At 69.9% G+C, this 21,806-nt stretch carries 39 protein-coding genes; 13 read left to right on the top strand and 26 right to left on the bottom strand.

Annotated elements, in window-relative coordinates; genetic code table 11:
• Positions 1-50: 50 nt before the first annotated feature.
• The 11 genes from QMK24_RS12215 to QMK24_RS12165 all read right to left on the bottom strand — a co-directional run bounded on the left by QMK24_RS12215 (position 51) and on the right by QMK24_RS12165 (position 5,283).
• Positions 51-359, bottom strand: a complete 309-nt coding sequence (locus QMK24_RS12215; protein ID WP_283465625.1) for a hypothetical protein — start codon at positions 357-359, stop codon at positions 51-53.
• A 20-nt stretch (positions 360-379) separates the two neighbouring features.
• Positions 380-532 carry a hypothetical protein gene (locus QMK24_RS12210; RefSeq protein WP_283465623.1) on the bottom strand — a complete coding sequence of 51 codons (153 nt, stop codon included), beginning with the start codon at positions 530-532 and terminating at the stop codon, positions 380-382.
• Positions 525-806: a hypothetical protein gene (locus QMK24_RS12205; protein ID WP_283465622.1), complete on the bottom strand. Its 282-nt coding sequence runs from the start codon at positions 804-806 to the stop codon at positions 525-527. Before QMK24_RS12205 ends, QMK24_RS12210 begins: the two co-directional genes overlap by 8 nt.
• Positions 803-1,096: a hypothetical protein gene (locus QMK24_RS12200; RefSeq protein ID WP_283465621.1), complete on the bottom strand. Its 294-nt coding sequence runs from the start codon at positions 1,094-1,096 to the stop codon at positions 803-805. The genes QMK24_RS12205 and QMK24_RS12200 overlap by 4 nt, the downstream gene beginning before the upstream one ends.
• 296 nt (positions 1,097-1,392) lie before the next feature.
• Positions 1,393-2,313, bottom strand: a complete 921-nt coding sequence (locus QMK24_RS12195; RefSeq protein WP_283465620.1) for a hypothetical protein — start codon at positions 2,311-2,313, stop codon at positions 1,393-1,395.
• Between the two features lie 172 nt (positions 2,314-2,485).
• Entirely contained in the window at positions 2,486-2,665 is a 180-nt protein-coding gene (locus QMK24_RS12190) for a hypothetical protein (RefSeq protein ID WP_283465619.1), read from the bottom strand.
• Between the two features lie 45 nt (positions 2,666-2,710).
• A complete protein-coding gene (locus QMK24_RS12185) occupies positions 2,711-2,941 on the bottom strand; it encodes a helix-turn-helix domain-containing protein (RefSeq protein WP_502962446.1) in 231 nt (76 codons plus the stop codon).
• 106 nt (positions 2,942-3,047) lie between these two features.
• Positions 3,048-3,737 carry a hypothetical protein gene (locus QMK24_RS12180; RefSeq protein ID WP_283465617.1) on the bottom strand — a complete coding sequence of 230 codons (690 nt, stop codon included), beginning with the start codon at positions 3,735-3,737 and terminating at the stop codon, positions 3,048-3,050.
• A 92-nt stretch (positions 3,738-3,829) separates the two neighbouring features.
• Positions 3,830-4,150 carry a hypothetical protein gene (locus QMK24_RS12175; protein ID WP_283465615.1) on the bottom strand — a complete coding sequence of 107 codons (321 nt, stop codon included), beginning with the start codon at positions 4,148-4,150 and terminating at the stop codon, positions 3,830-3,832.
• A 157-nt stretch (positions 4,151-4,307) separates the two neighbouring features.
• Complete coding sequence (locus QMK24_RS12170; protein WP_283465614.1) at positions 4,308-4,703, bottom strand: DUF6221 family protein; 396 nt, start codon at positions 4,701-4,703, stop codon at positions 4,308-4,310.
• A gap of 109 nt (positions 4,704-4,812) precedes the next feature.
• A complete protein-coding gene (locus tag QMK24_RS12165; protein WP_283465613.1) occupies positions 4,813-5,283 on the bottom strand; it encodes a hypothetical protein in 471 nt (156 codons plus the stop codon).
• A 92-nt stretch (positions 5,284-5,375) separates the two neighbouring features.
• On the opposite strand from QMK24_RS12165, the gene QMK24_RS12160 reads away from it, so the two are divergent.
• A complete protein-coding gene (locus tag QMK24_RS12160) occupies positions 5,376-5,576 on the top strand; it encodes a hypothetical protein (RefSeq protein WP_283465612.1) in 201 nt (66 codons plus the stop codon).
• 36 nt (positions 5,577-5,612) lie between these two features.
• On the top strand, positions 5,613-6,269 hold the full coding sequence (locus tag QMK24_RS12155) for an RAD23 family protein (RefSeq protein WP_283465611.1): 657 nt from the start codon (positions 5,613-5,615) through the stop codon (positions 6,267-6,269).
• A 74-nt stretch (positions 6,270-6,343) separates the two neighbouring features.
• Here QMK24_RS12155 and QMK24_RS12150 read toward each other — a convergent pair whose 3' ends face one another.
• The 7 genes from QMK24_RS12150 to QMK24_RS12120 all read right to left on the bottom strand — a co-directional run bounded on the left by QMK24_RS12150 (position 6,344) and on the right by QMK24_RS12120 (position 12,500).
• On the bottom strand, positions 6,344-6,841 hold the full coding sequence (locus tag QMK24_RS12150; RefSeq protein WP_283465610.1) for a hypothetical protein: 498 nt from the start codon (positions 6,839-6,841) through the stop codon (positions 6,344-6,346).
• Positions 6,842-6,848: 7 nt separating this feature from the next.
• Positions 6,849-8,930 (bottom strand): hypothetical protein, encoded by a 2,082-nt coding sequence (locus QMK24_RS12145; RefSeq protein ID WP_283465608.1) that lies wholly within the window; start codon positions 8,928-8,930, stop codon positions 6,849-6,851.
• Positions 8,931-8,956: 26 nt separating this feature from the next.
• The gene (locus QMK24_RS12140) at positions 8,957-9,883 is read right to left on the bottom strand and encodes a hypothetical protein (protein WP_283465607.1); all 927 of its coding nucleotides are present in this window, start codon (positions 9,881-9,883) and stop codon (positions 8,957-8,959) included.
• A gap of 693 nt (positions 9,884-10,576) precedes the next feature.
• Positions 10,577-11,689: a DUF2637 domain-containing protein gene (locus tag QMK24_RS12135; RefSeq protein WP_283465606.1), complete on the bottom strand. Its 1,113-nt coding sequence runs from the start codon at positions 11,687-11,689 to the stop codon at positions 10,577-10,579.
• Between the two features lie 29 nt (positions 11,690-11,718).
• Positions 11,719-11,940, bottom strand: coding sequence for a hypothetical protein (locus QMK24_RS12130; RefSeq protein WP_283465605.1), 222 nt, complete (start codon positions 11,938-11,940; stop codon positions 11,719-11,721).
• A gap of 216 nt (positions 11,941-12,156) precedes the next feature.
• On the bottom strand, positions 12,157-12,336 hold the full coding sequence (locus tag QMK24_RS12125) for a hypothetical protein (protein ID WP_283465604.1): 180 nt from the start codon (positions 12,334-12,336) through the stop codon (positions 12,157-12,159).
• Positions 12,324-12,500 (bottom strand): hypothetical protein, encoded by a 177-nt coding sequence (locus tag QMK24_RS12120; protein WP_283465603.1) that lies wholly within the window; start codon positions 12,498-12,500, stop codon positions 12,324-12,326. Before QMK24_RS12120 ends, QMK24_RS12125 begins: the two co-directional genes overlap by 13 nt.
• 145 nt (positions 12,501-12,645) lie before the next feature.
• Between QMK24_RS12120 and QMK24_RS12115 the strand changes: the two genes are divergently transcribed.
• From QMK24_RS12115 to QMK24_RS12065, 11 genes are all read left to right on the top strand, one after another.
• Positions 12,646-13,230, top strand: coding sequence for a helix-turn-helix transcriptional regulator (locus tag QMK24_RS12115; RefSeq protein ID WP_283465601.1), 585 nt, complete (start codon positions 12,646-12,648; stop codon positions 13,228-13,230).
• Positions 13,227-13,505, top strand: a complete 279-nt coding sequence (locus QMK24_RS12110; RefSeq protein ID WP_283465600.1) for a hypothetical protein — start codon at positions 13,227-13,229, stop codon at positions 13,503-13,505. The genes QMK24_RS12115 and QMK24_RS12110 overlap by 4 nt, the downstream gene beginning before the upstream one ends.
• Before the next feature lie 169 nt (positions 13,506-13,674).
• Positions 13,675-14,520, top strand: a complete 846-nt coding sequence (locus tag QMK24_RS12105) for a hypothetical protein (protein WP_283465599.1) — start codon at positions 13,675-13,677, stop codon at positions 14,518-14,520.
• Positions 14,521-14,570: 50 nt separating this feature from the next.
• On the top strand, positions 14,571-14,768 hold the full coding sequence (locus tag QMK24_RS12100) for a hypothetical protein (protein WP_283465597.1): 198 nt from the start codon (positions 14,571-14,573) through the stop codon (positions 14,766-14,768).
• A gap of 178 nt (positions 14,769-14,946) precedes the next feature.
• Positions 14,947-15,186 carry a hypothetical protein gene (locus QMK24_RS12095; RefSeq protein WP_283465596.1) on the top strand — a complete coding sequence of 80 codons (240 nt, stop codon included), beginning with the start codon at positions 14,947-14,949 and terminating at the stop codon, positions 15,184-15,186.
• Entirely contained in the window at positions 15,183-15,482 is a 300-nt protein-coding gene (locus QMK24_RS12090) for a hypothetical protein (RefSeq protein WP_283465595.1), read from the top strand. Before QMK24_RS12095 ends, QMK24_RS12090 begins: the two co-directional genes overlap by 4 nt.
• Complete coding sequence (locus QMK24_RS12085) at positions 15,479-15,889, top strand: hypothetical protein (RefSeq protein ID WP_283465594.1); 411 nt, start codon at positions 15,479-15,481, stop codon at positions 15,887-15,889. The genes QMK24_RS12090 and QMK24_RS12085 overlap by 4 nt, the downstream gene beginning before the upstream one ends.
• Positions 15,886-16,299, top strand: a complete 414-nt coding sequence (locus QMK24_RS12080) for a hypothetical protein (RefSeq protein WP_283465592.1) — start codon at positions 15,886-15,888, stop codon at positions 16,297-16,299. The genes QMK24_RS12085 and QMK24_RS12080 overlap by 4 nt, the downstream gene beginning before the upstream one ends.
• Before the next feature lie 201 nt (positions 16,300-16,500).
• Positions 16,501-16,641, top strand: coding sequence for a hypothetical protein (locus QMK24_RS12075; RefSeq protein WP_283465590.1), 141 nt, complete (start codon positions 16,501-16,503; stop codon positions 16,639-16,641).
• A gap of 61 nt (positions 16,642-16,702) precedes the next feature.
• On the top strand, positions 16,703-17,476 hold the full coding sequence (locus QMK24_RS12070) for a phosphotransferase (protein ID WP_283465588.1): 774 nt from the start codon (positions 16,703-16,705) through the stop codon (positions 17,474-17,476).
• 253 nt (positions 17,477-17,729) lie between these two features.
• Positions 17,730-18,086, top strand: a complete 357-nt coding sequence (locus tag QMK24_RS12065) for a hypothetical protein (protein WP_283465586.1) — start codon at positions 17,730-17,732, stop codon at positions 18,084-18,086.
• A 75-nt stretch (positions 18,087-18,161) separates the two neighbouring features.
• Here QMK24_RS12065 and QMK24_RS12060 read toward each other — a convergent pair whose 3' ends face one another.
• From QMK24_RS12060 to QMK24_RS12025, 8 genes are all read right to left on the bottom strand, one after another.
• Positions 18,162-18,938: a tRNA(His) guanylyltransferase Thg1 family protein gene (locus QMK24_RS12060; RefSeq protein WP_283465585.1), complete on the bottom strand. Its 777-nt coding sequence runs from the start codon at positions 18,936-18,938 to the stop codon at positions 18,162-18,164.
• Positions 18,935-19,354: a hypothetical protein gene (locus QMK24_RS12055; RefSeq protein ID WP_283465584.1), complete on the bottom strand. Its 420-nt coding sequence runs from the start codon at positions 19,352-19,354 to the stop codon at positions 18,935-18,937. Before QMK24_RS12055 ends, QMK24_RS12060 begins: the two co-directional genes overlap by 4 nt.
• On the bottom strand, positions 19,351-19,782 hold the full coding sequence (locus tag QMK24_RS12050; protein WP_283465583.1) for a hypothetical protein: 432 nt from the start codon (positions 19,780-19,782) through the stop codon (positions 19,351-19,353). Before QMK24_RS12050 ends, QMK24_RS12055 begins: the two co-directional genes overlap by 4 nt.
• Positions 19,775-20,254 (bottom strand): hypothetical protein, encoded by a 480-nt coding sequence (locus tag QMK24_RS12045; protein WP_283465582.1) that lies wholly within the window; start codon positions 20,252-20,254, stop codon positions 19,775-19,777. Before QMK24_RS12045 ends, QMK24_RS12050 begins: the two co-directional genes overlap by 8 nt.
• A 68-nt stretch (positions 20,255-20,322) precedes the next feature.
• Entirely contained in the window at positions 20,323-20,706 is a 384-nt protein-coding gene (locus QMK24_RS12040; RefSeq protein WP_283465581.1) for a hypothetical protein, read from the bottom strand.
• A gap of 172 nt (positions 20,707-20,878) precedes the next feature.
• Positions 20,879-21,121, bottom strand: coding sequence for a hypothetical protein (locus tag QMK24_RS12035; protein ID WP_283465579.1), 243 nt, complete (start codon positions 21,119-21,121; stop codon positions 20,879-20,881).
• An 8-nt stretch (positions 21,122-21,129) separates the two neighbouring features.
• Complete coding sequence (locus tag QMK24_RS12030) at positions 21,130-21,366, bottom strand: hypothetical protein (protein WP_283465577.1); 237 nt, start codon at positions 21,364-21,366, stop codon at positions 21,130-21,132.
• A complete protein-coding gene (locus tag QMK24_RS12025; protein WP_283465576.1) occupies positions 21,363-21,797 on the bottom strand; it encodes a hypothetical protein in 435 nt (144 codons plus the stop codon). The genes QMK24_RS12030 and QMK24_RS12025 overlap by 4 nt, the downstream gene beginning before the upstream one ends.
• Positions 21,798-21,806: the final 9 nt, after the last annotated feature.

The following is a 21,806-nucleotide window of genomic DNA, read 5'->3' as shown; positions in this document are numbered from 1 at the left end:
GTGTTGCCCTCCCTAACGTGGTGGTTGGGAGGGGTGGGTCAGGCGCTGGGTCAGACTGCGGGCGGCACGACCGGCGCGGGCACGGGGACGGGCTCCGGCACGGGAACCGGAGCGGGGTCGGCAGGGGCGTTGCTGAGGAGCTTGGCGACCTCGGTGGCAACGAGCTTCGCGAGGGCCTGCTCGTCGACCTTGACCTCGGCGACGATCGCCTCCACGTCCGCGACGAGGCGGGTGCGGGCGACCTCAAGGAGCGGCACGAGGTGTCCCTCGACGGCCTGGACGATGTCCTCGACGTCCTTCCGGCCGATGGACGTGAAGCGGGAGATCAGGGCGTGCAGGTGATCGGCGAGAGCGGACATGCGGGACTCCAGGGTGAGGGTCAGTGGGCGTGGACGGCGTGGACGAACGCGGGGATCACGAACGCGCAGAGTCCGGCGTAGGCGATGCGGTCCCGGTGCGGCATGCCGTCCGGGAGGATCGCCGCCAGGCCCAGCAGGACCATCGCTAGGAGATAACAGACGAGCTCAAGCATCGGATGCCTCCGCCTTGATGGAACGGCCGTGGACGTCGAGCCAGCCGAGGCTTTGGACGCTGACGGTGCCGTCTCTGTGGCTGCAGAAGGTGGGGTCGATGGTGACCGCGCCGGGCGGGGCGCCGGGGACGTCCAGTTCGTAGATCTGCTGGAACGGATGGTCGCTTTGCCGACGGTCGATGACCGTGGCGCCGAACATGCTGAGGTAGCCCTCGAAGCGTTCGGCGCCGACATCGTCGAGGAGTTCGATGCTCACGTGGAGCTTGACGCTCACCGCCGGCGCCCGTTTGCTTCGACGGCTGCGCGCAGCTGCTTGTCGGTGAGCACGTTGCCCGCTACGTGCACCTCAACGGTCTGACCGTCCTTGCTCTCGGCGACCCGCTCGACGGAGACGAGGTGGTGGCTTTGGACGGAGAAGACGACCTGGTTCTCGACGTCCTTGAAGACGGTGAACTGGCCCTCGTCCTTGAAGTACGCAGCCTCGATGGTCTTGGCGGGGTCTACCGTCCCGTCTCCGTTGGCGATGCAGACCTTGAACGTGCGGGTGATGAGGATGTTGTTCATGGCAACTCCAGGTGGTGGTGGTGGTTCATTCGTCTGCTTCGAACTCCGGGCACCCGCAGGGCTGGCCTTGTTCGTCGCGCCCACGGCACACCCCGGTGGCGCGGTGGTCGGTCTCCGCGTGATCGCACAGGCAGTACGCGGGACGGGCAGTGACGGGCACGGTCACCACCTCGCGTGGTTCAGGCACTTCTCGTTGTCCGGGAGCGCCCACCGCGCGCAGCGCCAGTCGGGCATCCTCGGGTGGTCGGGGCCGTGCGCTGCCGTACAGCGGCGGTCGATGGACTCCGCCGGGGTGGCTACCGCTTCCATGCGTAGACCTTCTCTCCGCCGATGAGCGGTGCGCCTTCAGGGCCTTTGATGTGGGGGGCGATCCAGACCGGGCGGTGGACTTCCCGCGCCGGGTACCACTGCTGACGCCAGTGCCCGCGCACGACCCACTGATGGTGGTACTCGCGATCGCCGTCCCCATGACAAGCGGAATGCGCGGGGCGCCGGAGTTTCACCACGCGGACGGGTCCGGGCTCCGTTCCCGACCTGCGAAGTCGCTTGCGCACCGCGCGGTCCAGGTCGACCTCAGAACATGTTGCGAGCGGCTGTTGCATGAGCGACCAGACCGCGCGAATGGTCCGCCCTAGGGTGCTAAGGAAGCTGCTGTTGCTCGCAAAGGAAGCCCAGTCGTGCCCGAAGGGAATGAGCGTCTCATTCTCGTAGCCAAGCCGGGGCATCTGCGCCCTAACTCTGACAGCCTCGGACATATTCATTCCCGGAAAGTCCCTGCACATCTGCTCCGGTGTCCGATTCTCCGTGTAGATGCTGAGCCACACCGCGGTGCCATCTCTGCCGGAGATGGGGCCCCACGAGCAGGCGACGACCGGGACAGGCATCGTGCCGCCGTCGTACATGGGGGTGTCGACGCTTCCGATTGGAGCGTCGAAGTACATGAAGCCGAAAAGGCTCGGCAAGTCGGGCTCGTTGACCGTGAAGCTCGGCATCGACGGAGCGGCAGCACACGCCAGGGCGACCATCTCCTGCGCCACCCAGTAGCTCTCGCGTCGGAGGCGCCTCATCTCCTCGGCCAGGAACGTCTCGCCCTTGCCTGGCAGCGTGAACATCTGCCGGTCAGCCATCACTCGCCAGGCTTCGAGGGTCGTCGGGAGGGAGTAATGGCTGAGCATTTCAGCTTGGAGTTCGGGCAGGTCAACGGGTCGGATGTCCATTCGGGCTCCCAGGAATGCGGAAGCCCCGACGCCTGGGACGTCGGGGCTTCCTACCCACGGTGATCAAGCCGCAGGTGGTCAATGTGTTTGATCCCGCCGCCTGGTCGCTGCGCGCGCACCGGGGTCTCAGCCCGGGGAGGCGTCTCCTGCCCCATCGCCAGGCGGCGGAAGACTACTTGGTGTTACCTGCGCAGCGCTTGCACGGGAACTGCCGGTAGTGCTGGTGGCAGGACAGGTCACGGGCCGGCTCGTAGCGGGGCGCGGTTCCGTTGTAGACGGCGTTCCTGCGTGCCTCGACGCGGGAGGCGGCCCGGCGTACCGAGCGGGGCCGGGTGATGGTGGTGGAGGGCATGAGGGTGCTCCCAGGAAGGTGGTCTGTGGTGGCTGGGCCGCCGGACTATGCGGCGATGGCCTGTACGGGCTTCGCGGGGACTGCTCCGGGGATGACGTTGCCGTTGTCGTCCTCGGTCTTCGCGTGCAGTTCGGCGAGGTCGTAGCGGACGTTGCCGCGCCCGTGGCCGTGTCGGGTGATGCGTCCTTCGCAGGCCCAGCGTCGGATGGTGGAGGCGGGGCGGCCGGTCCAGATGACGGCGAGTTCTTCGGTGACGAGGAACGGGGGCATCGTCACCCCCGGCATGCGAAAGGGCCGCCCATCTGCGGGCGGCCCATGCGACAAAAGATCCAGTGGGTCAGAAGGTACGCTCACGACGGCCGGAAATCAACCATCGCATGGATCAGGCCGCGACGGCGGGCATCGGCAGCCCGCGCATTGCCGCTCCGAGGCGCAACCATTCGTCGCGCGCCCACTGGGTACCGCAGCCGCCGCATCGGATCAACGGAGCCCACGGCGACACCTTCAGGCGTTCCCCGCAGACCGCTCCGGTCTCCTCGTTCTTCGTCGGGCACGCGCCGATCGGCACCCGCACGTCGTGCTCGCCGGTCACGGCGGACGTGGCCTGCGCGAACAGACTGCCGATCAGCTTGAGGTCGTCGGCCACGCCCTCGTACTTGTCGCACGCCCACGACAGGTTCGCGGCGATGACGACGACGGTGCCGGCGAGGCTGGGCTCGTAGCCGCCGCGTTGCGGGAGCTGTTCCCAGTCGAGTTGGATGCGCCATCGCTGCTCTATGCCGAGGAGCATCGACACGATCCCGCCGGGCCCGCGCAGGTTGAGGGGCTGGAGTGCGACGGGAAGGGGTGCGGCGCGGCCGGTGACGGCGCGGCCCATGTTGCCGCCGGAGCGCCCGGGGGTGAGGGCGGCTTCGAGCTGCGTGTACAGGTTGGGGAGTTTCTGGACGTGCTCGGTGGCCCGGTCTTCGCAGATGCGGCAGGCGTACCGGTGGAGTTCGTTGGCGTGGAGGAGGCGGGGGCAGTGTGTGCAACGGAAGGCGGGCTGCTGATCGGCGTCGACAACGGGCGGCATGGCGGGCCTCCGGGGCGCAAGGGGGTCTTGGGCCAAGTGTGGCACCCGGCTGTTGACACCACCGGGCTCGTCACCGGGTTGCGGAGGGGTCGCTACACGCCGTGCACGAGCCGTGCGTGCTGCGCCCGGACGACGCGGATGAGGGCGTCGATCCGGCGTTGGAGGTGCGCGGCCTGTTTGGCAGCGTAGGCGGCGGCTTGCTCGGCCTTGCGCTGCTGCCGCGCGAGTTGCTCGGAGTGGTCCCTCAGGTCCAGGCCGCGACGGCACCAAACAGTCCACTCCTCCGCCGACTTGAAGAGCTTGGCCGGGTCAGCGGTGAACACCAGCGGTCCGGCGCCGAGGAACACGGGATCGACGCCAAGACCGAACTGGTAGGTGCCGGACTTGGGACACGTCCAGGTGTTGCCGCTCATCGCCGCCTCCATCGGTTGATCCGAACGTGCCATCGAGAGAGCCGGAGGGCAATCCTCCCGCGCCGAGTGGTGGACAGGGACGCTTCGAGCTCGGCGTGGAGCCGGGCGACGTGCAGCTCGGCCCCCGCCCACCGGAGCTCGTCGCGCGTCGGGCCCATCACGGCATCTCCTCGGTCCAGCCGTAGCCCTCGGCGATCAGGCGCGCGGTGGTGCAGGGGTACGGCAGCGAATCGTGGAACGCGTGGCCGAGGCTGTTGGTCTCCTCGGTTGCTCGCGCGCACACCGCGCAGAACCCGTAGTCGTCGGCGTGCAGTTCGAGCAGCCTCCGGTCGGCGGCGATCCGGCGGAGGACGGCGGCCGGGTCGTGGCGTGCAATGTGGCGGGCGGTGGGTTCCTCGGTTTCGAGGAGGTGCATGTCCTCGTTCATCACCCATGCATTACCGGATCCGTCGTTGTCGGCGGCGACCAGCCATTCGTTGCCGCTCGCTGCTTCGGCAATCCGCTGCGCCGCGTCCATGGCGGCGTGGGTGAAGGCCAGCATCGCGGCGGTCACGGGGCCGTCCTCCATGGGGCGATCTCGGGCACGAACGCCGCGAGCTTCGCCTGGGTGGCAGCGTCGAGCTGTCCGGCCGCGAGCAGCAGGGTGAGCAGGATGGGGCCGATCATCTCCTCACCTCGTGCTCCGTGATCGACAGGTACCGAACCTCCATGTACTCGCGCCCGGTGAAGTACAGCGCGAACCCGGGCGGGATCTGCTTGCGCCGCTTGATCCGCTTCTGCCAGCGGCTCTCATTCGATTTCCACCAGCCCCGCTCCGTCGTGCTGTACTCCCCAGCTGCCCACCTGCGGGCGGCCTCGTGGCTGGCGAACACCAACGGCCCGCGTGTGACCTCGTGCAGGTACTCGGTAAGGAGGAAGACCCGCTCCGGTGTGGGCGTCACAACCGTGACGGGCCCGTAGTTCCCTGCGATCTTCGCCCAGGATTCGGGGTCGCCCTCGCCGTCGGCCTGCACCCAGCCGTCGCCCAGGTTGATCCACCGCGCGCCGAGGCAGAGCACCATCGTGCCCAGCGGCGGTTCGGGGTCGCAGGACGTGAGGGGACGGCCGTCTGGCTCAGTGGCGATGCGCGTCATGCCCCAATGGTGCACCCGGCCCGCGACAACCCGGGCGCCGGTTTCGCCTGTTCCCCTGCCGCCCGGACGTCGCACGCGTCACACTCAACCCTATGGCGGTGACCTACCTCGCGGTCTGCGACACGGAAGCGGACCTGCGCACTGCGATCATCGAGTTACGGCGGCGCCCCGACATTGCCCTCGTCGGGCACGGTGGCCCCATGCCCGGCGGCCACAAGTGGTGGCAGAAGTACGAGTACCTGACCGCCGAGGATGCCGCCGCCGACGGTGTCACCGGGTCCGGCGGGCGGTAGCTTCGTATCGCCGTCCGCTCACCACCTGGGGGAATCATGGCCGTCCGTCATACCGCTGCCGCCGCCGGGACTGTTGCCCTGCTGCTGGCTGGCTGTTCGCCGTCCACATCGACGCCGAAGGGCAACCCGGCACCGCCGGCAGGATCATCAGCCCGGCCAAGCTCGACCGCGCCAACCGGCAAAATCCCGATGGGCCCCGGACCACAGCACAAGTACACGGTCCAAGCGCAGCCGCCCGCCGGGTCCTGCCACTACGGCAGCGACAACGGGCAGCCACTGGAGGACCCGTTGTGTACGCCGGGGGCTCTGAACCCGGCTGTCACGCAGGCGACACTGAAGTCAACGATCTGCAAATCCGGGTACACGGCGACGATCCGCCCACCGGCCAGCATCACCGGCCCGGAGAAGGCGGCGAACGCCAAGTCCTACGGTTACACCGGCAGCCTGCGGGACTACGAGTACGACCACCTCGTCAGTCTTGAGCTCGGCGGCGACCCGAACGACCCGCGAAACCTGTGGGTCCAGAAGCCGTCCCCTGGTCACAAGCCGGGTGCGGGGCCGAACAATCCGAAGGACGGCGTCGAGTCCAAACTGAAGTCCGCCGTCTGCTCCGGCAAGGCCACCCTCGCCGCGGCACAGTCCGCGATCGTCACGGACTGGTCCACGGCCCTGGCGAAACTCGGCCTGAGCTGACAGAACCCCCGCATGATGTGCGGGGGTCCGGTGGTGCGGTCAGTTGCTGCGGCTGCGGCGGGTGGGGGTGGCCATCATCGGCTCCGGTGGTGGGACTTGGACGTCGAGGTGACGGTGTTGGTCAGATTCAAGGTGACGTCCACCCGGCCCTGCCTGGCGGATCCTGTGGCGCCCTTAACGAGGGAGACGACGAGCCCGATGCCTGCTGCGGTTGCGGCGACACCGATCCCTGCCATCTCGGCTCCGTGCCCGGCCTGGTTGAGGGCGGGCCCGTAGTGCCCGATGACGCCGAGGACCAGGGCGGTCGAGGCACCGCCGGACAGGAGACGGCCAGGCCACTTGTCCCGGCCGGCCGAGACGGTGACCGGCTCGTCGGTGACCTTCTCGTAGCCGGGCGGCAGGTACCCGAGGCGCGTCTCGCCGTTGGGCAGGAGCGTCCAGGCCATGCCGGGCGGGGCCGGCTCACGCTGCGGCGGAGCATCGGGGTGGCCGGACGGAAAGGCTGCGGCCTCAAGCGGGGGTTGGCCAGTCAGGGGTGCGCGGAGGGTGGCGTAGGGGTCGATGGCGGGCATGACGTCCTCAGCTCTGGTCGGGGCGGACGGCGTACCGGCCGTAACCGGTCTTGTGGATGCGGGGGTCGGCGTCGAGCCAGCGCCCGATGACCGTGGCGTGGGGGGCTTTGAGCTCGGGGTAGTCCTGCCCGAATGCCTTCTGGATTGCGGTGGGGCCGATGCCTTTCGGGCCGGCCTTCTCGACGATGGCGAACACCGTCTTGCGGCGGGGGTCCTGGCCGTCGTTCGGGTCTTCGGTGGGCGGCTGTTCGCTGGTGGTGGGGTTGATCCAGTCGAAGCCGTTGCCGAGGATGTCGCGGAACTGCTTCTCCAGGTTGGGGTCGCGGTCTCCGGCTTCGCCCATGGCTTGGCGGAGGCGGTCGCGGGCCCGGTCGGCTTCGTCGAGGGCGGGCGCGGCGTCCTTGCCGGAGGGTTCGTTGCCCCAGTTCGCGGTGGGGTCGGGGCGGTCGGAGTTCACGGGCGGCCGTTCCTTCACTGGGGTGGGCGTGGGTGCGGGGCCGGTGCCGAAGAGGTGGTCGGTTCCGTCCCACCGGTTTTCGTAGGCTTCTCCGGCTGCCCGGCGGGACAGGTCGTCGAGTTCGGGGCGCCGGTCGGCGGTGGCGATGACGATGTCCGCGATCTGGTTGGGCTTGATCCGGAAGCCCTTGAACGGGCGGGCGGGCTCGTCGTCGATCTTCATGAAGCCGCAGCCGGGGTACGGGGCCTCTTCGGGGCTGGCCTTGTCGCCCCATCCGAACAGGTACGCCATTTCTGCTTCGTCGCTCTTGAGGGCGATCTTCAGCGCGGACTGCTTGATGATCTGCGGTTCGGACACGACGTCCTGGGTGGCGCGCAGGGCTGCGTTCTCAATGTTCAGGGCGACGGCGCGGGCGATCTCCAGGTTCTGCACGATGGTGTCGCCGACCTCCCGGAGCAGCAGGTCACGGCGGGCGCGGGGGCTGAACAACTCGGCGATCTCATCGTTGTTCAGGGTGATTCCCGGGACCTGCGGGCTGATGGGCAGCTTGTCGTCGTTGGCCTGGATCTCCAGGTGCTTGTAGCCGGGCTTGCGTGCTTTCGCGATCCGCAGCATCGCGTCGACCATGGCGTTGGCCTTCTCGGGGGTGTCGGCGACCCAGTCGATGGGGGGCCGTCCCGGGCGGCCGGCTTGGTGCCAGGCGTGGAGCCAGGCCAGGGCGAGGCCGCCGCCGTTGAGGTCGATGACCCAGATCAGGTTGTCGACCATCCGGCACTGGTTGGCGATCTTCACATTCATGAGGTTCGTCTTGCCGGACCCGCGCCGCCCGGCGGTGATGCAGCTGCGCTGCCGCATGACGGGTGCGGCGATTTCCCCGGTGCGGTACACGCCGTGCGGGGACGGGTCGTTGAGGGACAGCGGCGAGTAGTCGGCGGGGTAGTCGGCGTCGGCGAGCAGCGCGTTCTTCGTCGCCACGTTGAGGAGGACCGCACCGCGGTTCGCACCGGGCGTGACCTCGATGCCGCAGCCCTCCGCGAGCTTGGCGTCGGCGGCGAGGGCGTCGGACATGGCAGCGATGGTCTTCCACGTGGTGCCGCCTTGGGGCAGCTCCCCGTCGAGGGTGATACCGGCGCCGGTGGCCCAGTCCTCCACGTTGACGATCTGGACAGCGGCACCGTTGCAGACGCGGGCGATGCGCTGCTCCCACTCGCTGGCGATCTCCTGCCGCTTGCCTTCGAGGGATGCGCGCCGGGCCGCGACCTCCTCTTCGGCCTTGCGCTCGTCGGCCCGCTCCTCGGCGTTGTGGACGCCGGCCATGGCCGCACCGAGACCCAGCGCACCGGCAGCCAGGGCGCCGAGGCTCCAATGCGTCCAGGGCCCGTTGGCTATGGCCAGGGAGCACCAGCTTCCGGCGGCGATCCACCCGGCGGCGCGCAGGACGAGCGTGGTGCGCGGCAGGTCGCGGCGGACCCCGGCGATGTGCGTGCCGAGCCATCCTGCCCCGGCTGCGAGGCCGGCCCAGGATGCGGGCATGTGCGCGACGTGTCCGGCCCATGCCACGGCCAGGGCGCCGCAGGCGGTGTTGATGGGTCCGGTTACGGGGCCGTGCCCAGCATCCCAGTCCAGCTTCACGATCAGTCCTTTCCGGTCGGGGGCGGTCAGAGGTTGGCGGAGACATCCCACATGCGTTCGCCTTCGGCTCCCTTGCGGGGCGCTTCGAGGCGGGCGAGGTCGACGTGGTGGAGCTTGTGGAACGCGGGGAGCAGCTCCCGGGAAAGATCCGCGGCTTTCGTTTGGAGCTGCCAGATCTGCCCCATCAGCTCGATGATCGCCGGGTCGAGGGGCTGCCTGGCGTCCGCGTTCTGCACGGTGATCTTCATGGATTCCGCGACCAGATCCAGGGCGTCGGGCAGGCCCGCGAAGTCTTGGCCGACCTGCAGCATCCCGGTCGGCTGGTAGTTGGCGGCGGCGCGGGCCATCTCCATGGCTGAGGCGGTGAAGTGGTGTCCGGACATGCTGGCTACTCCTGAAAGCGTCGGAATGGTGGCGGTGAGGGTGGGGCGGCGTGCGATGAAGCCGACGGCCGGCGGTGCGACTGTCGCGGCCGTCTCGCCGGTGCGGGCTTTGCGGCGCTTGGCCCACACTTCTTTCAGGCGGGCGAGGGCGGCGTGCCGGTCGCGTTTCTTGATCCCGGCCCAGGCCCCGGCGAGGACGGACCGCAGGCTGTCCCGTGCTCCACGGTGCAGGGCGCGGGCACTGCGGGCGGTCACCGCCTTGGCCGTGCTGCGCCGGTCTGCGGTGGCAGCCCATCCGCGCTTCGCGGCCCGGCCGACCGCAGCAGCCGCCTTCCGTGGGCGCGATCCGGCAGCGACGGTGTGACGGGCCACCCCGCGACCCGCCTTGCCGACGGCGGCCAGACCCTTCCGGGTGGTGGACCCGGGCTCGGCCGCACCCTTCGCCGCGCGGGCGGCGCGACCGATGGCCGCGGCGATCCCGGCCTTCTTGCCCCCGCCCTTCGATGACTTGCCGCCCGGGTTATTGGTGCCGCCCTTCTTGTCCGCAGCGTGCCGACCGGACGACCCCAAGCCGCCACCGAGGAGCCCGCCCTTCGACGAACCGGCCCCACCACGGGCGCTTCCTGACGTCCCGAGCAGACCCGACCCGGCGCCACGCTTACCGCCCCCGGACGGCGAAACGGAACCTCCGCCACCACGATTCCGCGACCCGCCCGAAGACGCCCCGGAACCGCGTCCGGACGACGACAGACCGGACGCACCAGAGCGCCATGCCGCAGCCGCCGCGGCACGGTGCATCGCACCCGCCGCGTTCCGTCGCTTCACCGCGGAACGGCGCCGGGCGACCGCCGCAACGGTCGACCCGGCGGCCACCACTCCCGTCGCGACCAGACCAGGCAGGCCAGCCGCCTGAAACGCGGTGGCGCCCGCGAGCGCGGAAGCGTTCCCGGCGGCGGCCAGGACGGGTGCGACGGGCATGCCGCGCTGCGCCGTGCGACCCATCCGGGTCCGCGGCTCAACCGGGGCAGCGGGCGCCGGCACGGTGGGTGGGGGTTGGGGCCACATGATCACGGGCGTGGCAGAAGCCGGCACGGCCGGGGCCGGCACCGGCGGTGCGGGGGCTTGCGTGCGGGCCACAGGAGGGCTCCTCAAGGTCAACTCCGACTCCAATTCGGGCCGGGGTGGGGGTGGGTACGCGCCGATCAAGGGGGTGAGGGTGGAATGCAGTTGGAGTTGCGGTTGCAGTGGGGGTGGGAGTTGAGGTCAGTCGAGGGATGGGAGGGCTTGGCGGTCGAGGATCTCCGCGCGGATGGACTTGGCACGGGTATCGGACACGGCACCGAGGCGCGCGGCCTTGATCGCGGTGGCGAATTCGTTGGCCGTCGGGTTGCGCCGGAGCCGGACGAACTCTGCGTGAAAGATCGGCCCGGCGAGGTCGACCCACTCGTCGAGGGATCGCCGCGGCGCCTTCTTCCCGGCGCCCCTTCGGGATGCCTTCGGTCGGCGGATGGCGGGCAGCCGGCGGGGCTTCTGGTCGTCCGCTTGGCCGTCCGAAGCGTCGACCGAAGGGGCGCCTTCCGGTCGCCGCTTTTCGAGGGACACGGCGACGGTTTCGACGGGCTTCTGGTCGGCGAGAAGATCCAGTTCCGGCGATGTGCCGTCGCCCAGAACGGGGAGCGTCCGGTCGACGGGAGAGATCATGACGGGCGCCGTCCAGTCGACAACCGGAATCCCGTACCGCGCCAACCGGAGCGGCATCCGCTTCTCGACCGGAGCCTTCCGCCGCCACTGCCACCCGTACTCGGCACGCAGTCCCGCGGCGTACACGATGCGGTCCTGCTCCATGCGGACGACGGTGTCGTAGGAGCGGATCTCCCACAGCTTCATACGCCGCCACAGCCGGAACGTGGGGACAGGGGCGAGGAACCACCGGCTGATCCGGATGCCGTCCATCGCCTTGTCAGCGGTGATGTCCGCGATCCGGCCCACAGCGTGCCTGCCCGCTTCGACGCAGACGACGAACAGCACGGGGATGATGCCGTGCATGCCGACCCCGATCGGGTCGGGCCAGGCGAGCGCGGCGTTGAACGCGATGGTGGCCGCGGTGAGGAGCCACGCGGTCTGGCGCAGCAGCGGGAACGGGATCCGCATCCACGTCAGCAGCAGATCCAAAGCCAACAGCACGACGATCCCGGCGTCCACGCCGATCGGGAACACCTGCGCGAACCAGCCGAAGCCCTTCGCGAAGGCCAGGTCGCGGACGGCGGAGTACGACCCGGCGAATCCGATCCCGGCGATGGTGACCGCGCCGGCCGCGACTATCCCGACGAGGGCACGCTGGAGGCGTTCGCGGCGGCGGTCATCGGGGCTGGACATCGGAGTCCTTTCGGGTCGGTGCGGGTGTGTCAGTGGCTGATGCAGGTGCCGTGGTTGCGGTACCGGCACCTGTCCCGTGCTGCTTGGATGCGGGCGTCGCGGGCGGCCGTTATCGCCGCGCGGGCCTTGTCGTCGGCCCGGACCTTGGCCATGTACTCGGCGTGTTGCGCTTCGGTCTCCCTGTTGGCGTCCGCTTTGCGCACGTCCTCGGGCGAGGCGCCGGGCGGGTACTTGGGGCTGAACAGGCCCATCGGGTGCTCCTTCGGATCGGCTGGTGGCGCACCGGCCTGCCGGGCATCCCGGTGTCTGGCAGGCCGGCGGTCTGGGGGGCGGGGCGCCGGGCGCCGGCCGGGGGGAACCGTTGTCGCCGACGCCCGGCGGTCAGGGGGTGTGCTCGCCGCCGCGAACGGGTGCGGGGTGTGCGCCGCGTTGTTCCCGCTCGTAGTCGGCGAGGTCTTCGGCGGCCATCACAGGTTCCGGAGCTGCATGGCGCGGCGGCGGGCGGCGGTCTCGGTCGGGAGTGGCTGCGCGCGGTCTGCGGGCCGGGCGATGGCGCGGTGCAGCGCCTCGTCGGCTTGGCTGCGGACGTGCGACGCGGCGGTGTGGGCGGCCTCGTCGGCTGCGGTGCGGGCGGTCACCGTTCCCACCCGGCGATCGTCGTCTCGAGCCGGTGCAGGGCGTCGCGGGCTTCCGGGGTCAGGGTCGCCACGGGGCGGCGGCGGGTGGGCATGCACGCCGGGGTGGGCACGGCGGTACGGGGGTGAGCTGCGCGGGTACTGGGCTGCTTGATGGTGTGCGCGGTACGGTCCATTCGGATCTCCCGGTGGGCTTAGCGGCTTCGGGCTGATCTGGCCCCGGCCAAATGGAGTGGCAACTCCGGTCGGGGCCTTTCGTTGTGCAGGTTCAAGACTGATGGATTGCTTTACAATTGTCAAGCAATCGGAGAGGATGTGGGCGTGTCCGAAAACCCCAAGCGCGAGGGGAGCCCACGGCTGTTGACCGTCCCGGAGATCGTCGAGAAGCACGGGATCAGCCGCCAGACAATCCACGCCTACCGCCAGCGCGGCACCTTCCCGCAGCCCGCCCCAGAGCAAGGGGGCAGCACGCGCCTGAGGTTCCGTGAGGACGAGGTGGACGCCTTTGTTGCCGCGAACCCCAAGCGACCCGGGCGGCGTCCACGCACCGACCGAGAGACCGCCACCGAAGGAGAGCCCGTGACTACCGAGCAAGCCCCGAAGATCTCCGACCCCGCCCCTGTGAGCGACCGAGGCTTCCTGATCTATGGCGGCCAGCCGATCCCGACGAGCTACGGGCACACGGTGCGCGTCCAGGAGTCGTCGGCCGCCGAGGGCCCGCACGTCTGGCTGTTCATCGACGACAGCCCCGTGTCCGACAGGAACAGCCCGCACCTCTCCCTGGAGCAGGCCATCGCCGTGCACGCCGCGCTGGGCCAGTTCATCGACGGCGTTGCGGAACGCTGGGAGGACGGGGCGGAGAGGGTCGCTGAGGCGAAGCGCAACGTGCTCGGCGAGCAGTCGTGACCGCCGAACCGCTCGACGACGATGACTTCCCGTGGGACGCGCCGATCGTGGTCGTCCGCTCCGAGCCCGAACCGGTCATGTTGGCGGAGTGGGCGCGGGACACCCGGCTGACATTCGGTGCGCGCGGCCTGCTCGCTGAGGCATTGACACGCGACGTGCAGTGGGATGTCACCCCGGAATCGCTCGCGGAGCGGGGCGGCACGGAAGATGTCGACGTCATCCGGGGCTACTTCGCGGAGCTGGAACGCGAGGGCTACATCGCACCCCAATCGTGACAAGACATGCGAACGGCCGGGGGATGTAGAGATCCCGCCGGCCGTTGATGAATCAGAGGGTTCCAGCCCTCGGATTCTCAGGTCTTGCAACACCTCCACCACGAAGGTAGGTCGCATTGTCGACTGTACAGATCCACTCCCGCCGCTGCCAGTGCGCGGGGGCTGCAAGGTGATAGTCGTCTACGAGCTTCCGGAAGGCGGCTGGACCGGGGCGAGCAACGCCATCCTGCGCACCCTGCGCCTGACCGTGCGGGCCCGCGGACTGTTGATGCTTCTCCTCAGCTACCCGTCGCCCAACGACATCACGATCGCGAAGATCGCAGCCTGGAACGCGAAGGCACGCAGGGAGACCGGCGTCCCGCTGGAAGGCCGGGAGTCCCTTCAGGCCGCGATGCGCGAGCTGGAACGGGAGGGCTTCGTCGTGCACGACAAGAGCCACGACAAAGAGTCCGGTCGCTGGTCGACCAAGACCTACGTGTCCGCGAATCCCGAGTCCATCGCCCGGTACGCACCGAGTACGGCTTTGCCGCGCGCGGTGGACCGGTACTCGGGCAACCAGTCGTCGGTCGACCCGTACTCGGCCAGTCAGTCGCTAAGTACGTACAACACGGAAGGAAACACTGAAGACAAGACGGCCGATGAAGAGGGCGGCTTGCAATACTCCTCCTCGCTCGCCTCCGCTCGCGAGGGCCAGCACGCGGGCAAGCAAGATCTCGCCGCCGAGTTCGAGGCCGCGATGGAGGTGCGCTACGAAGGCGTCCGCCAGACAGACCAGACGTACCTCCGTGATCGCCTGCTGAAGTTCGAACGGAAGCGTCCGGCGGTCTACCGGAAGTACCGCAACGCGGCCATCAGCCAGGTGGAGCGAGGCCAGCATCCGGAGCGCATCGCCGAGGTCGGGGCGTCCCGGGTCATTGATGAGCTGTCGATGATGTACGCCGTCCGGCACTACGCGTTGACCAAGTCCGGCGTGCCGCAGTGGCTGATCCGCCTTCCGCTGCGCTCAGTCGGCTGACCCACGCTGGCTTCACTGCTGGCGCCGTTCGATTCGACGAGGGAGAGATCATGGAGCAGCGGACGTTGATCAACCGCAGTGTGACCGTGCGCGGCCGGTGGTTCCGGGTGGCCGCCTTCTACGGCGATGCACCGGGTTCGCACATGGGTTTCTGGCGGACCAGTACGGGGACGGTGCGGGGCTGGAACTACCGCGTCGGCAAGGTCAAGCGGTGCGTGACCGTCCTGGCGCACACCCGGCGCGCGTAGCCCCCGGTGACCCCCATCACACCTGCTCCGACCTGCACGTTCCCCACCCCGGATCCCGTCAACAGGGTTCCGATCAAGGCCAGTTCGCGGGATACTGGATGTACACAAACTGGGAGAAACCGTGACTCACAAGCCGCCGCTTCCCGCACGCACGCTTGACCCATTCCCCCGCATCCCCGTGGACACTTCCGACGGCAGCCCGTTCTCTCAGCTCCTTCGGGTCGGCCTGCCCGCCGCCGACGACTGGACGTTCGGTGACGACGGGCCGTACAGCAGCCCGGGTCAGACCGGCGCGAACATCACCCGCATGCAGGTCACCGAGGTACTGCTCCACCTGCTGGAGCTGGGCTTCATCGACATCGACGTGGAGCGCATGCGGGCGGCCCCCGGCTGGCCCATGCAGCGGGAGGCGTCATGAAGACCGAGCTCGACACCCGCATGTACGACGCGATCGAGTCCGCCCTCTGGCAGGACGTGGCCGATGCGCTGAACCGGCTGGAGGAGTACGGGCTCAACCCGATCACCGCCCTGTGCGATCAGTTCGGCGCGAAGCCCGTCGCCACGCTGGACACCGGCGGTGTGATCCACGGCGGCGGGCGGCGTGAGGACGGCGAGGGGTACCTGCTGCGGTACGTGCCCGCGTTCACGCCCGGCCCCCACGGGGAGGATCTGCCCTTCGGGTGGACCGTGGCACCGCGCGGGGAGGCGTCATGACCGCCCCCGTCGACATCCTGCACACCCGGTGGGCGGACATCCTGGACGCCACCCTCCAGATGGTCATCGACAACCCGGAGCGGCGCCGCTTGATCGCCGAGTCCCTCGCCAAGGACGTCGGGGTTGTCCGCGACCGGTACGTGGAGCAGCTGGAGGCGGGGCGGGAGACGTGGAAGGCGAAGGCCGAGGAGATGGAGGCCGACCGCGACCGGCTGGCCGCTCAGGTCGCCGCCGCTCGCACCGAGGTACTGCTCGGGCTGCGGCAGTCCCTGCTGACCGCGCTGATGGGCGAACCGGACCCGAAGGCGAGCGACGCCTGGAAGAGCGGCTACAGGGCGGGGGTTGGGGTGGCGTTCGAGCGCACCACCGCTCTCGGGCAGGACGACGGGGCCGGGGCGGCATCGTGACCGCGCCCGCCGAGTCCCCTGCCGCGTTCCTGCGCCGTGCTGCTGATGTGTTGGACGATCGAGTGGCGGCGCTCGGTGACAACCGGGGGCCTTGGTACATCGACAACGAAGAGACACGGCCCTACCCACAAACGATCAGCAACATCGGCGTCCCTTACGTCGTCGCCCGCACATTCGACGGGCAGCAGATCCCGCCGTATACCGCCCTGTACATCGCTGGGATGCACCCGGGCGTGGGGCGGGCGTTCGCCACAGTCCTGCGGGCGGCAGCCGATGACGCGGAGGCGTGCGACCGGCAGAACGACCGGCACCCGGACCTGGACGGGAAGACGCGGGTCATGCACCACCCAATGACCATCGCCGCCTTTCAGGCCGCGCAGCAGATCCTTAAGGCGGAGACCCATGGATGACGCGTGTGAGGACTGCAACGGCTCGCGGTGCACCGAGTGCGGCGGTCACTACTGCTGCGATGACTGCCCGTGCTTTCGGTCCCACAACTGCGACTGCGAGTGCGACCAGTACGACCGCCGCATGACGGCCGCGGACTGACCGCCACCGCCGCACGACGGCCCCGGGACCGACCCCGGGCCGGTACGACCCAAGGAGGCGCCATGAGCACCGCAACGATGGACCGCCCGACGATCACCATCGGCGAGATCGACCAGGACCGGATCGCCCGCGACGACTGCGACCACGAGTGGGTGCAGTGGAGCGGCGCGAACCGCTGCCGGAAGTGCGGCGCCACGCAGTAGTCCGCGAGCAGTCCGGCGGGGGCCTTGCGTGCGCCCCTGCCGGGCCGGGACGCTGGTGAGCGTGACCAGAACCGGATGGTTGGACCTGCCCGCTGCTGTACGTACCGCCGTGACGGCGGAGACCGGGACCGTGACGGGCTTCGCCCCGGTCGCGGACGGTCTGACCTGCCACACCGCGATGGTCCTCACCTCGGCGGCCGGGCGCACGTTCGTCAAGGGCGTACCCGTCGACCGGTCCGAGGAGCGGGCGGGGCAGCGCATGGAGGCAGCCGTCAACGCCGCGGTGCTCACCGTCGGCCCGCGGCTGCTGTGGCAGGTGACCGTCGCCGGCTGGGACCTGCTGGGCTTCGAGTACGTGGACGGACGGCACGCTGACCTGGCGGCCGGGTCCCCGGATCTGCCGCTGGTCGCCGAGGCGCTGCAGACCGCCGTAGGGATCGCGGCGCCCGCGGGTGTGCCACGGTTCGCGGACCGGTACGCCGGCCACGTGTCCCCCGAGCAGCTGCGCCTCCTCGACGGCGACGCGCTGCTGCACACGGACACCAACCCGCACAACCTGCTGATCACCCCCACCCGCGCGCACCTGATCGACTGGGCGATGCCCGCCGCCGGGCCCGCGTGGGTGGATGTCGCGTTCACAGCGGTCCGGCTGATGGAAGCCGACTGCAGCGCCGGGTACGCGCGTGGCTGGGCCGACCAGTTCCCCGCGTGGAAGGGCGCCGACCCGGCCGCGGTGGCCGCGCTCGTGACGGGCGTGTGCAGACAGTGGGAGGCCGTCGTCGGCGCCGATGGGGCCCGGCCTAGCAACCGGCGGTACGAGGCGCTGCTCGGCTGACCGACCGGACGCGTCACATGTTCGAGTGCGCCGCCCGGCCCGTAGTGCCATGGTGGACCCATAAGTGCGACGTCCCGATTCGCCAGGGCCGTCCCTAGTCCGGCCTCGGGAGGCTGTAGTGCACTCGTCCCTCGATCACATCCCGGACTACCCCCCGAAGACGCCGCCACCGCCCAAGAAGCCGGTCCAGCCCCCGCGCCCGCCGATCCCTCCCGCCGGCACCATCGTCCGGACGCGCCGACGGGACGTGACCATGACCAACCGGCAGGGCGTCAACTGGCCCCTTGAAGCGCAGCCCTGGTCCGCCCTCAAGGCGCGCCGGCGCGTCGTTGCCCAACTCCGCGACTGGGGATACGGCGCCAACCACGCCGCTGCGGGCGACGTCACCGCACTCCTCGTCGACGCCGCGGTCGGGGACGGCGGCACCCGCGTCAGCGTCCACCTCGCCGACCAGAACCGCCAGGCCCTCATCCTGGTCCTCAGCCACCAACCCGACCTCGCGGTCGGCGACGAGGCCGTCCTGCCGCGTCTCGCGGAACTCGGCGCGTCCAGCTGCGGCACAGACACCGCACCCGATGGCCGCCGCCGGTGGGCCGTCATCGACCTCTGACGGGCAGCCCGCACACAGCAGTGAGCCCCCAGCCGGTGTGATCCGGCTGGGGGCTTCGTCGTGCGGGGTGGGCGGCTACGCAGCAAGCGCGGGCATTGCGGGGATGACGCCAGCCAGCCACCTGCCGGGCTCGGCGGTGAAGTGCTGCGCCCCGGCTGTCTCCCACCAGGATCGGACCGCAGTGGTGGACACGGTCTCGCCGCTGCGCTTGTCGACGTACTCGACGGCCCGCTCTCCGGTGTGCCGGACGGTGACCCGGCCGCGCTTGCACCCGTCGGAGTAGTCGTTCCAGTTGATGCCTGCCTCGGCCCACAGGAGTTCCTGCATGCCGCCGGAGTTCACCCCGTGCAGGCGCTTCGGCGAGAAGACGGCCTGGGCGGCCATGCTGATCGAGTTGCGGACGGCGTCCCGCTGCCGCCACAGGAAGTAGTTCGCGACCTCAACCGGGTCGGCGATCGTGAACACCCGGGAGTCGAACAGGGCGCGGCCGGACCGGCGCTCGTTGAGGACGGCGGTGGCCAGGGCCGCGGAGATCGACACCTGCTTCGCCACGACCCCGCCGAACCACGGCTCCGTGCCCAGGCTGCCGAAGTCGGTGATCAGGATGCTGATCTCGTCGGACTGCGTGTACGCGAAGGCTGCGCCGGAGATCTCCGCGCAGAGGGCTTCGGCGACTGCGTCCATGTCCGCCATGAACGCCTCGTCGAAGGGTTTCTGGGCACCCCGAAGGTAGGAGTGAGCTGCGCGTATGTCGACGCGGATCAGGGTGTGCGTGCGGCGCGGGAGGAGGGCGCGGGTCACGGCCTCGTAGGCCTTCATGCGGTCGCCGAGGGCGGTGCTGTCCGTGCTCACGTGCGAGGTCCTTCCATCTGGAAGCGGATGCCGAGGACAACGGCGTCGCCCTCGTCCCACACGGTGACCGCGGCGACGAGGTCGGCGAGCGCACCGCGGCCGGGCAGATCGAGCCGACGGACCGGCACAGCGGGGCCGACGCGAGGGCACGGGCTGCCCGGGGTGACGTGGCCCTGGACCACGACGTTGCCGTGCTGCTCCTGGATCTCCCAGGCGTACAGGCGGACCGTGTTGCCGTCGGCGTAGTGGATCGTCGCCGCGGTGGGGTCTGGGACGGTCTCCCAGTCTCGGTGACTCCAGCACCAGATCGCGCCGGGGATGACGGGGTTCCCGGGCAGCCAGGTCTGCGGCTGCGGCTGGATCTCGAACCGGTGGCCGCCGTCAGGCTGCTCGTGGATGCACGGCGCCGGGCTCACCGCTGCTCCCCGATCTGCACGATCTTCCCGGGCCACGGGCCGCCGCCCTGGGCGGGGTCGATCTGGTCGGCCGCGTCACGGCAGGGCCGGAACTTGTCCGGCTCCAGCACCTGGTGCGCCTTGAGCCGCTCGGTCTCCTCCCGGATCTCAGCGACTGCTTCCGTCACCGCGGCGTTCCCGATGGCCTGCTGGTAGCGCAGGTACGTGTCCTCGGCGAGGACCGTGCGCAGGTGCGCGTCGACCTCGGCGGGGGTGGCGGTGAAGCGGGAGCCGTGGAACGCCTGGCGGTGAAGGCGCTCGTAGCGTCGGGCGACGGCGTCGCGCACCTCGAAGCCGAGGGTCCTATCTTTGGTGTCGCGGATCGTCTGGAGGGAGGTGGCCAGTTCCCAGTCGGGGCTGCCGAACTCGGGATCGGTGGTGTCAGGCATGGTCCCTGCTCTCGGCTCGAAGGTCGGCGCGCACTGCTGCGATCAGCACGGGCAGCGCGGCGTACCAGGCGCTGGTGTCCCACTGGCCGGGCGTGTAGCCGCTGTGGCAGGACGTCGGCCAGGTGTCGCAGTTGCACTGGTCCTGGTGCCAGTAGGCGTTGAGGGCCTCGTCGGCGAGGTCCGCATACCGCTCGGCGGCGGCTTTGGTCATCGGGATCGGGTCGAGGCGGGCGGGGCGACCGTCCACGGGGCTGCCGTCAGCGTGCTGATACTCGGCGCCCAAGCCGGACACCCGGGCCCGGTACACGCCCACGGGCAGGCCGACGGCGAAGAAGTCCGGGTTGCGGCCGATCTGGCAGCGGGGGTGCGGGCAGTCGTCGGGGTGCGCCAGATCGACCTGCTCGGCCGTGACGGTCAGCTCGTGCCAGGGGCCGGGCAGCAGGTGGTCAATGTCCAGATCGGTGTCGCTCATGGTTCCTCAGCTCTCGTCCGGCGTCCTCTGCGGGCACGCGGTCTCGTGGTCGGCACAAGGGAGGGCAGTCACTGCTGCTCCTTGGTCAGGTTGACGGGCCAGCCGTCCAGCGCGCGGACCTGGTCGTCGGGCACGGTCGCGGCGATGGTGGCCACGACTTCCGCGTGCCCGGCCACGGCTGCTGCTTCGGTGGTCCAGCGCCAGCACGTTTGGTCCTGGTCCTCGCCGCCGCCGAACACCATCGTCTCGAAGAGGATGGGCGGCCCGTCGCCGAGGAAGCTGTGATTCAGGCCGAGCCACACGGTGGAGATCCGGTAGTCGATGCCCGGGTCGCTGCTGCTGGTGACGCGGGCGAGGGCGACGCGGGCGTAGTCGCGGTCACCGAGCAGGTCGTTGGCGGTTCCGGCGTCGATGGGCTCGCCGGCCTTGTTGAACCAGATCTGACGGTTCATGCTGCTGCTCCTTCGTTCGTAATCGGCACCCGTCCCGCGCCCCTGCACCTTTGCCCCCACCCCTGCACGGTCACGGGCAGCCCGCACGGGTGCCGGCTGATCCGGCGGCGCTTGGTGAGCGGGTGCGGGAGGTCGCAGGCCGGGCAGGGGGCGGTGCCGTAGGGGGCGGAGGTCACGGGGTGGACTCGGCGCAGCACTCGGCGCACCAGCCCTGCGGGATCTCCAGGCGGATCGCGGCGCCAGGCTCGAAGCGCTCACCGCAGTGCTCGCAGGTGCCGGGGTACAGGGCTGGGAACCAGCGGCCGGAGGCCAGCAGGCGCGCACGGACGCGTTTGGCCTGCTGTTCGGGGTCGGCGTGGCCGAGACAGTGGGCGCACATGCTGGTGTCGAGGTCGGTGACGTCACAGCGGGGCATGGTCGTCCTCAGCCCTCGGTCGGCGTGCTCTGCGGGCACGCGGTCTCGTGGGCGGCGGGGTTCGGGTAGCAGGCGCAGGGCAGGACTTCCGGCGGCTTTGCGGCCTCCCGAAGCAGCGCTGACCGCTGGGCTTCCAGCCGCTCGATCTCCGCCGCCATCTCCCGCATGAGGTCGGCGCCAGCGTGCTCGCCGTGCTCGTCGAGCTCCGCCGCGGTCTCCTCCGGGTCCTGGCCGATGCCGCTCATGAGGTGGCCGCCTTGCCTGCGCGGGCTCGGTACGCGGCCCCGTAGGGCGCCTCGTTCTGTCGGATCTTGGCGATCATCAGTGCGGCGATCTCCTGTCCGATGCCCGGCTTGAAGTGGTCGTCGCCCGAGCGAACAGAGTCGGTGCGCTGCACGAGCACCACGGCGTCCGGGTCGCCCAGGTATCCGTAGACGAGGCGCGTGGTGATCTGGAACGGGCCCGGGCCGACCTTGATGTCGAGGTTGTACGTCCGGGTGGCGCTGTTCCGAAGGTCGGGGTCGTTGATCTCTACGTACCCGGTCAGGTAGTCGTCGCCGGTCGGGTCGGCAGTGTCCGGGTCGTCGGGCTCGAACGGCCAGGTCATGAAACCCAGCCTGGCTGCTTCGAGGTGGGTGGCGATGTCGAGCATCGCCTGGGCTTGGCGGAGTCTCACGGTGCTGCT

Source organism: Streptomyces sp. PH10-H1, assembly GCF_030063355.1.
GTDB lineage: Bacteria > Actinomycetota > Actinomycetes > Streptomycetales > Streptomycetaceae > Actinacidiphila.
Note: the sequence above shows the minus strand (reverse complement) of the source record. Positions and strands in the feature narration are given on the sequence as shown.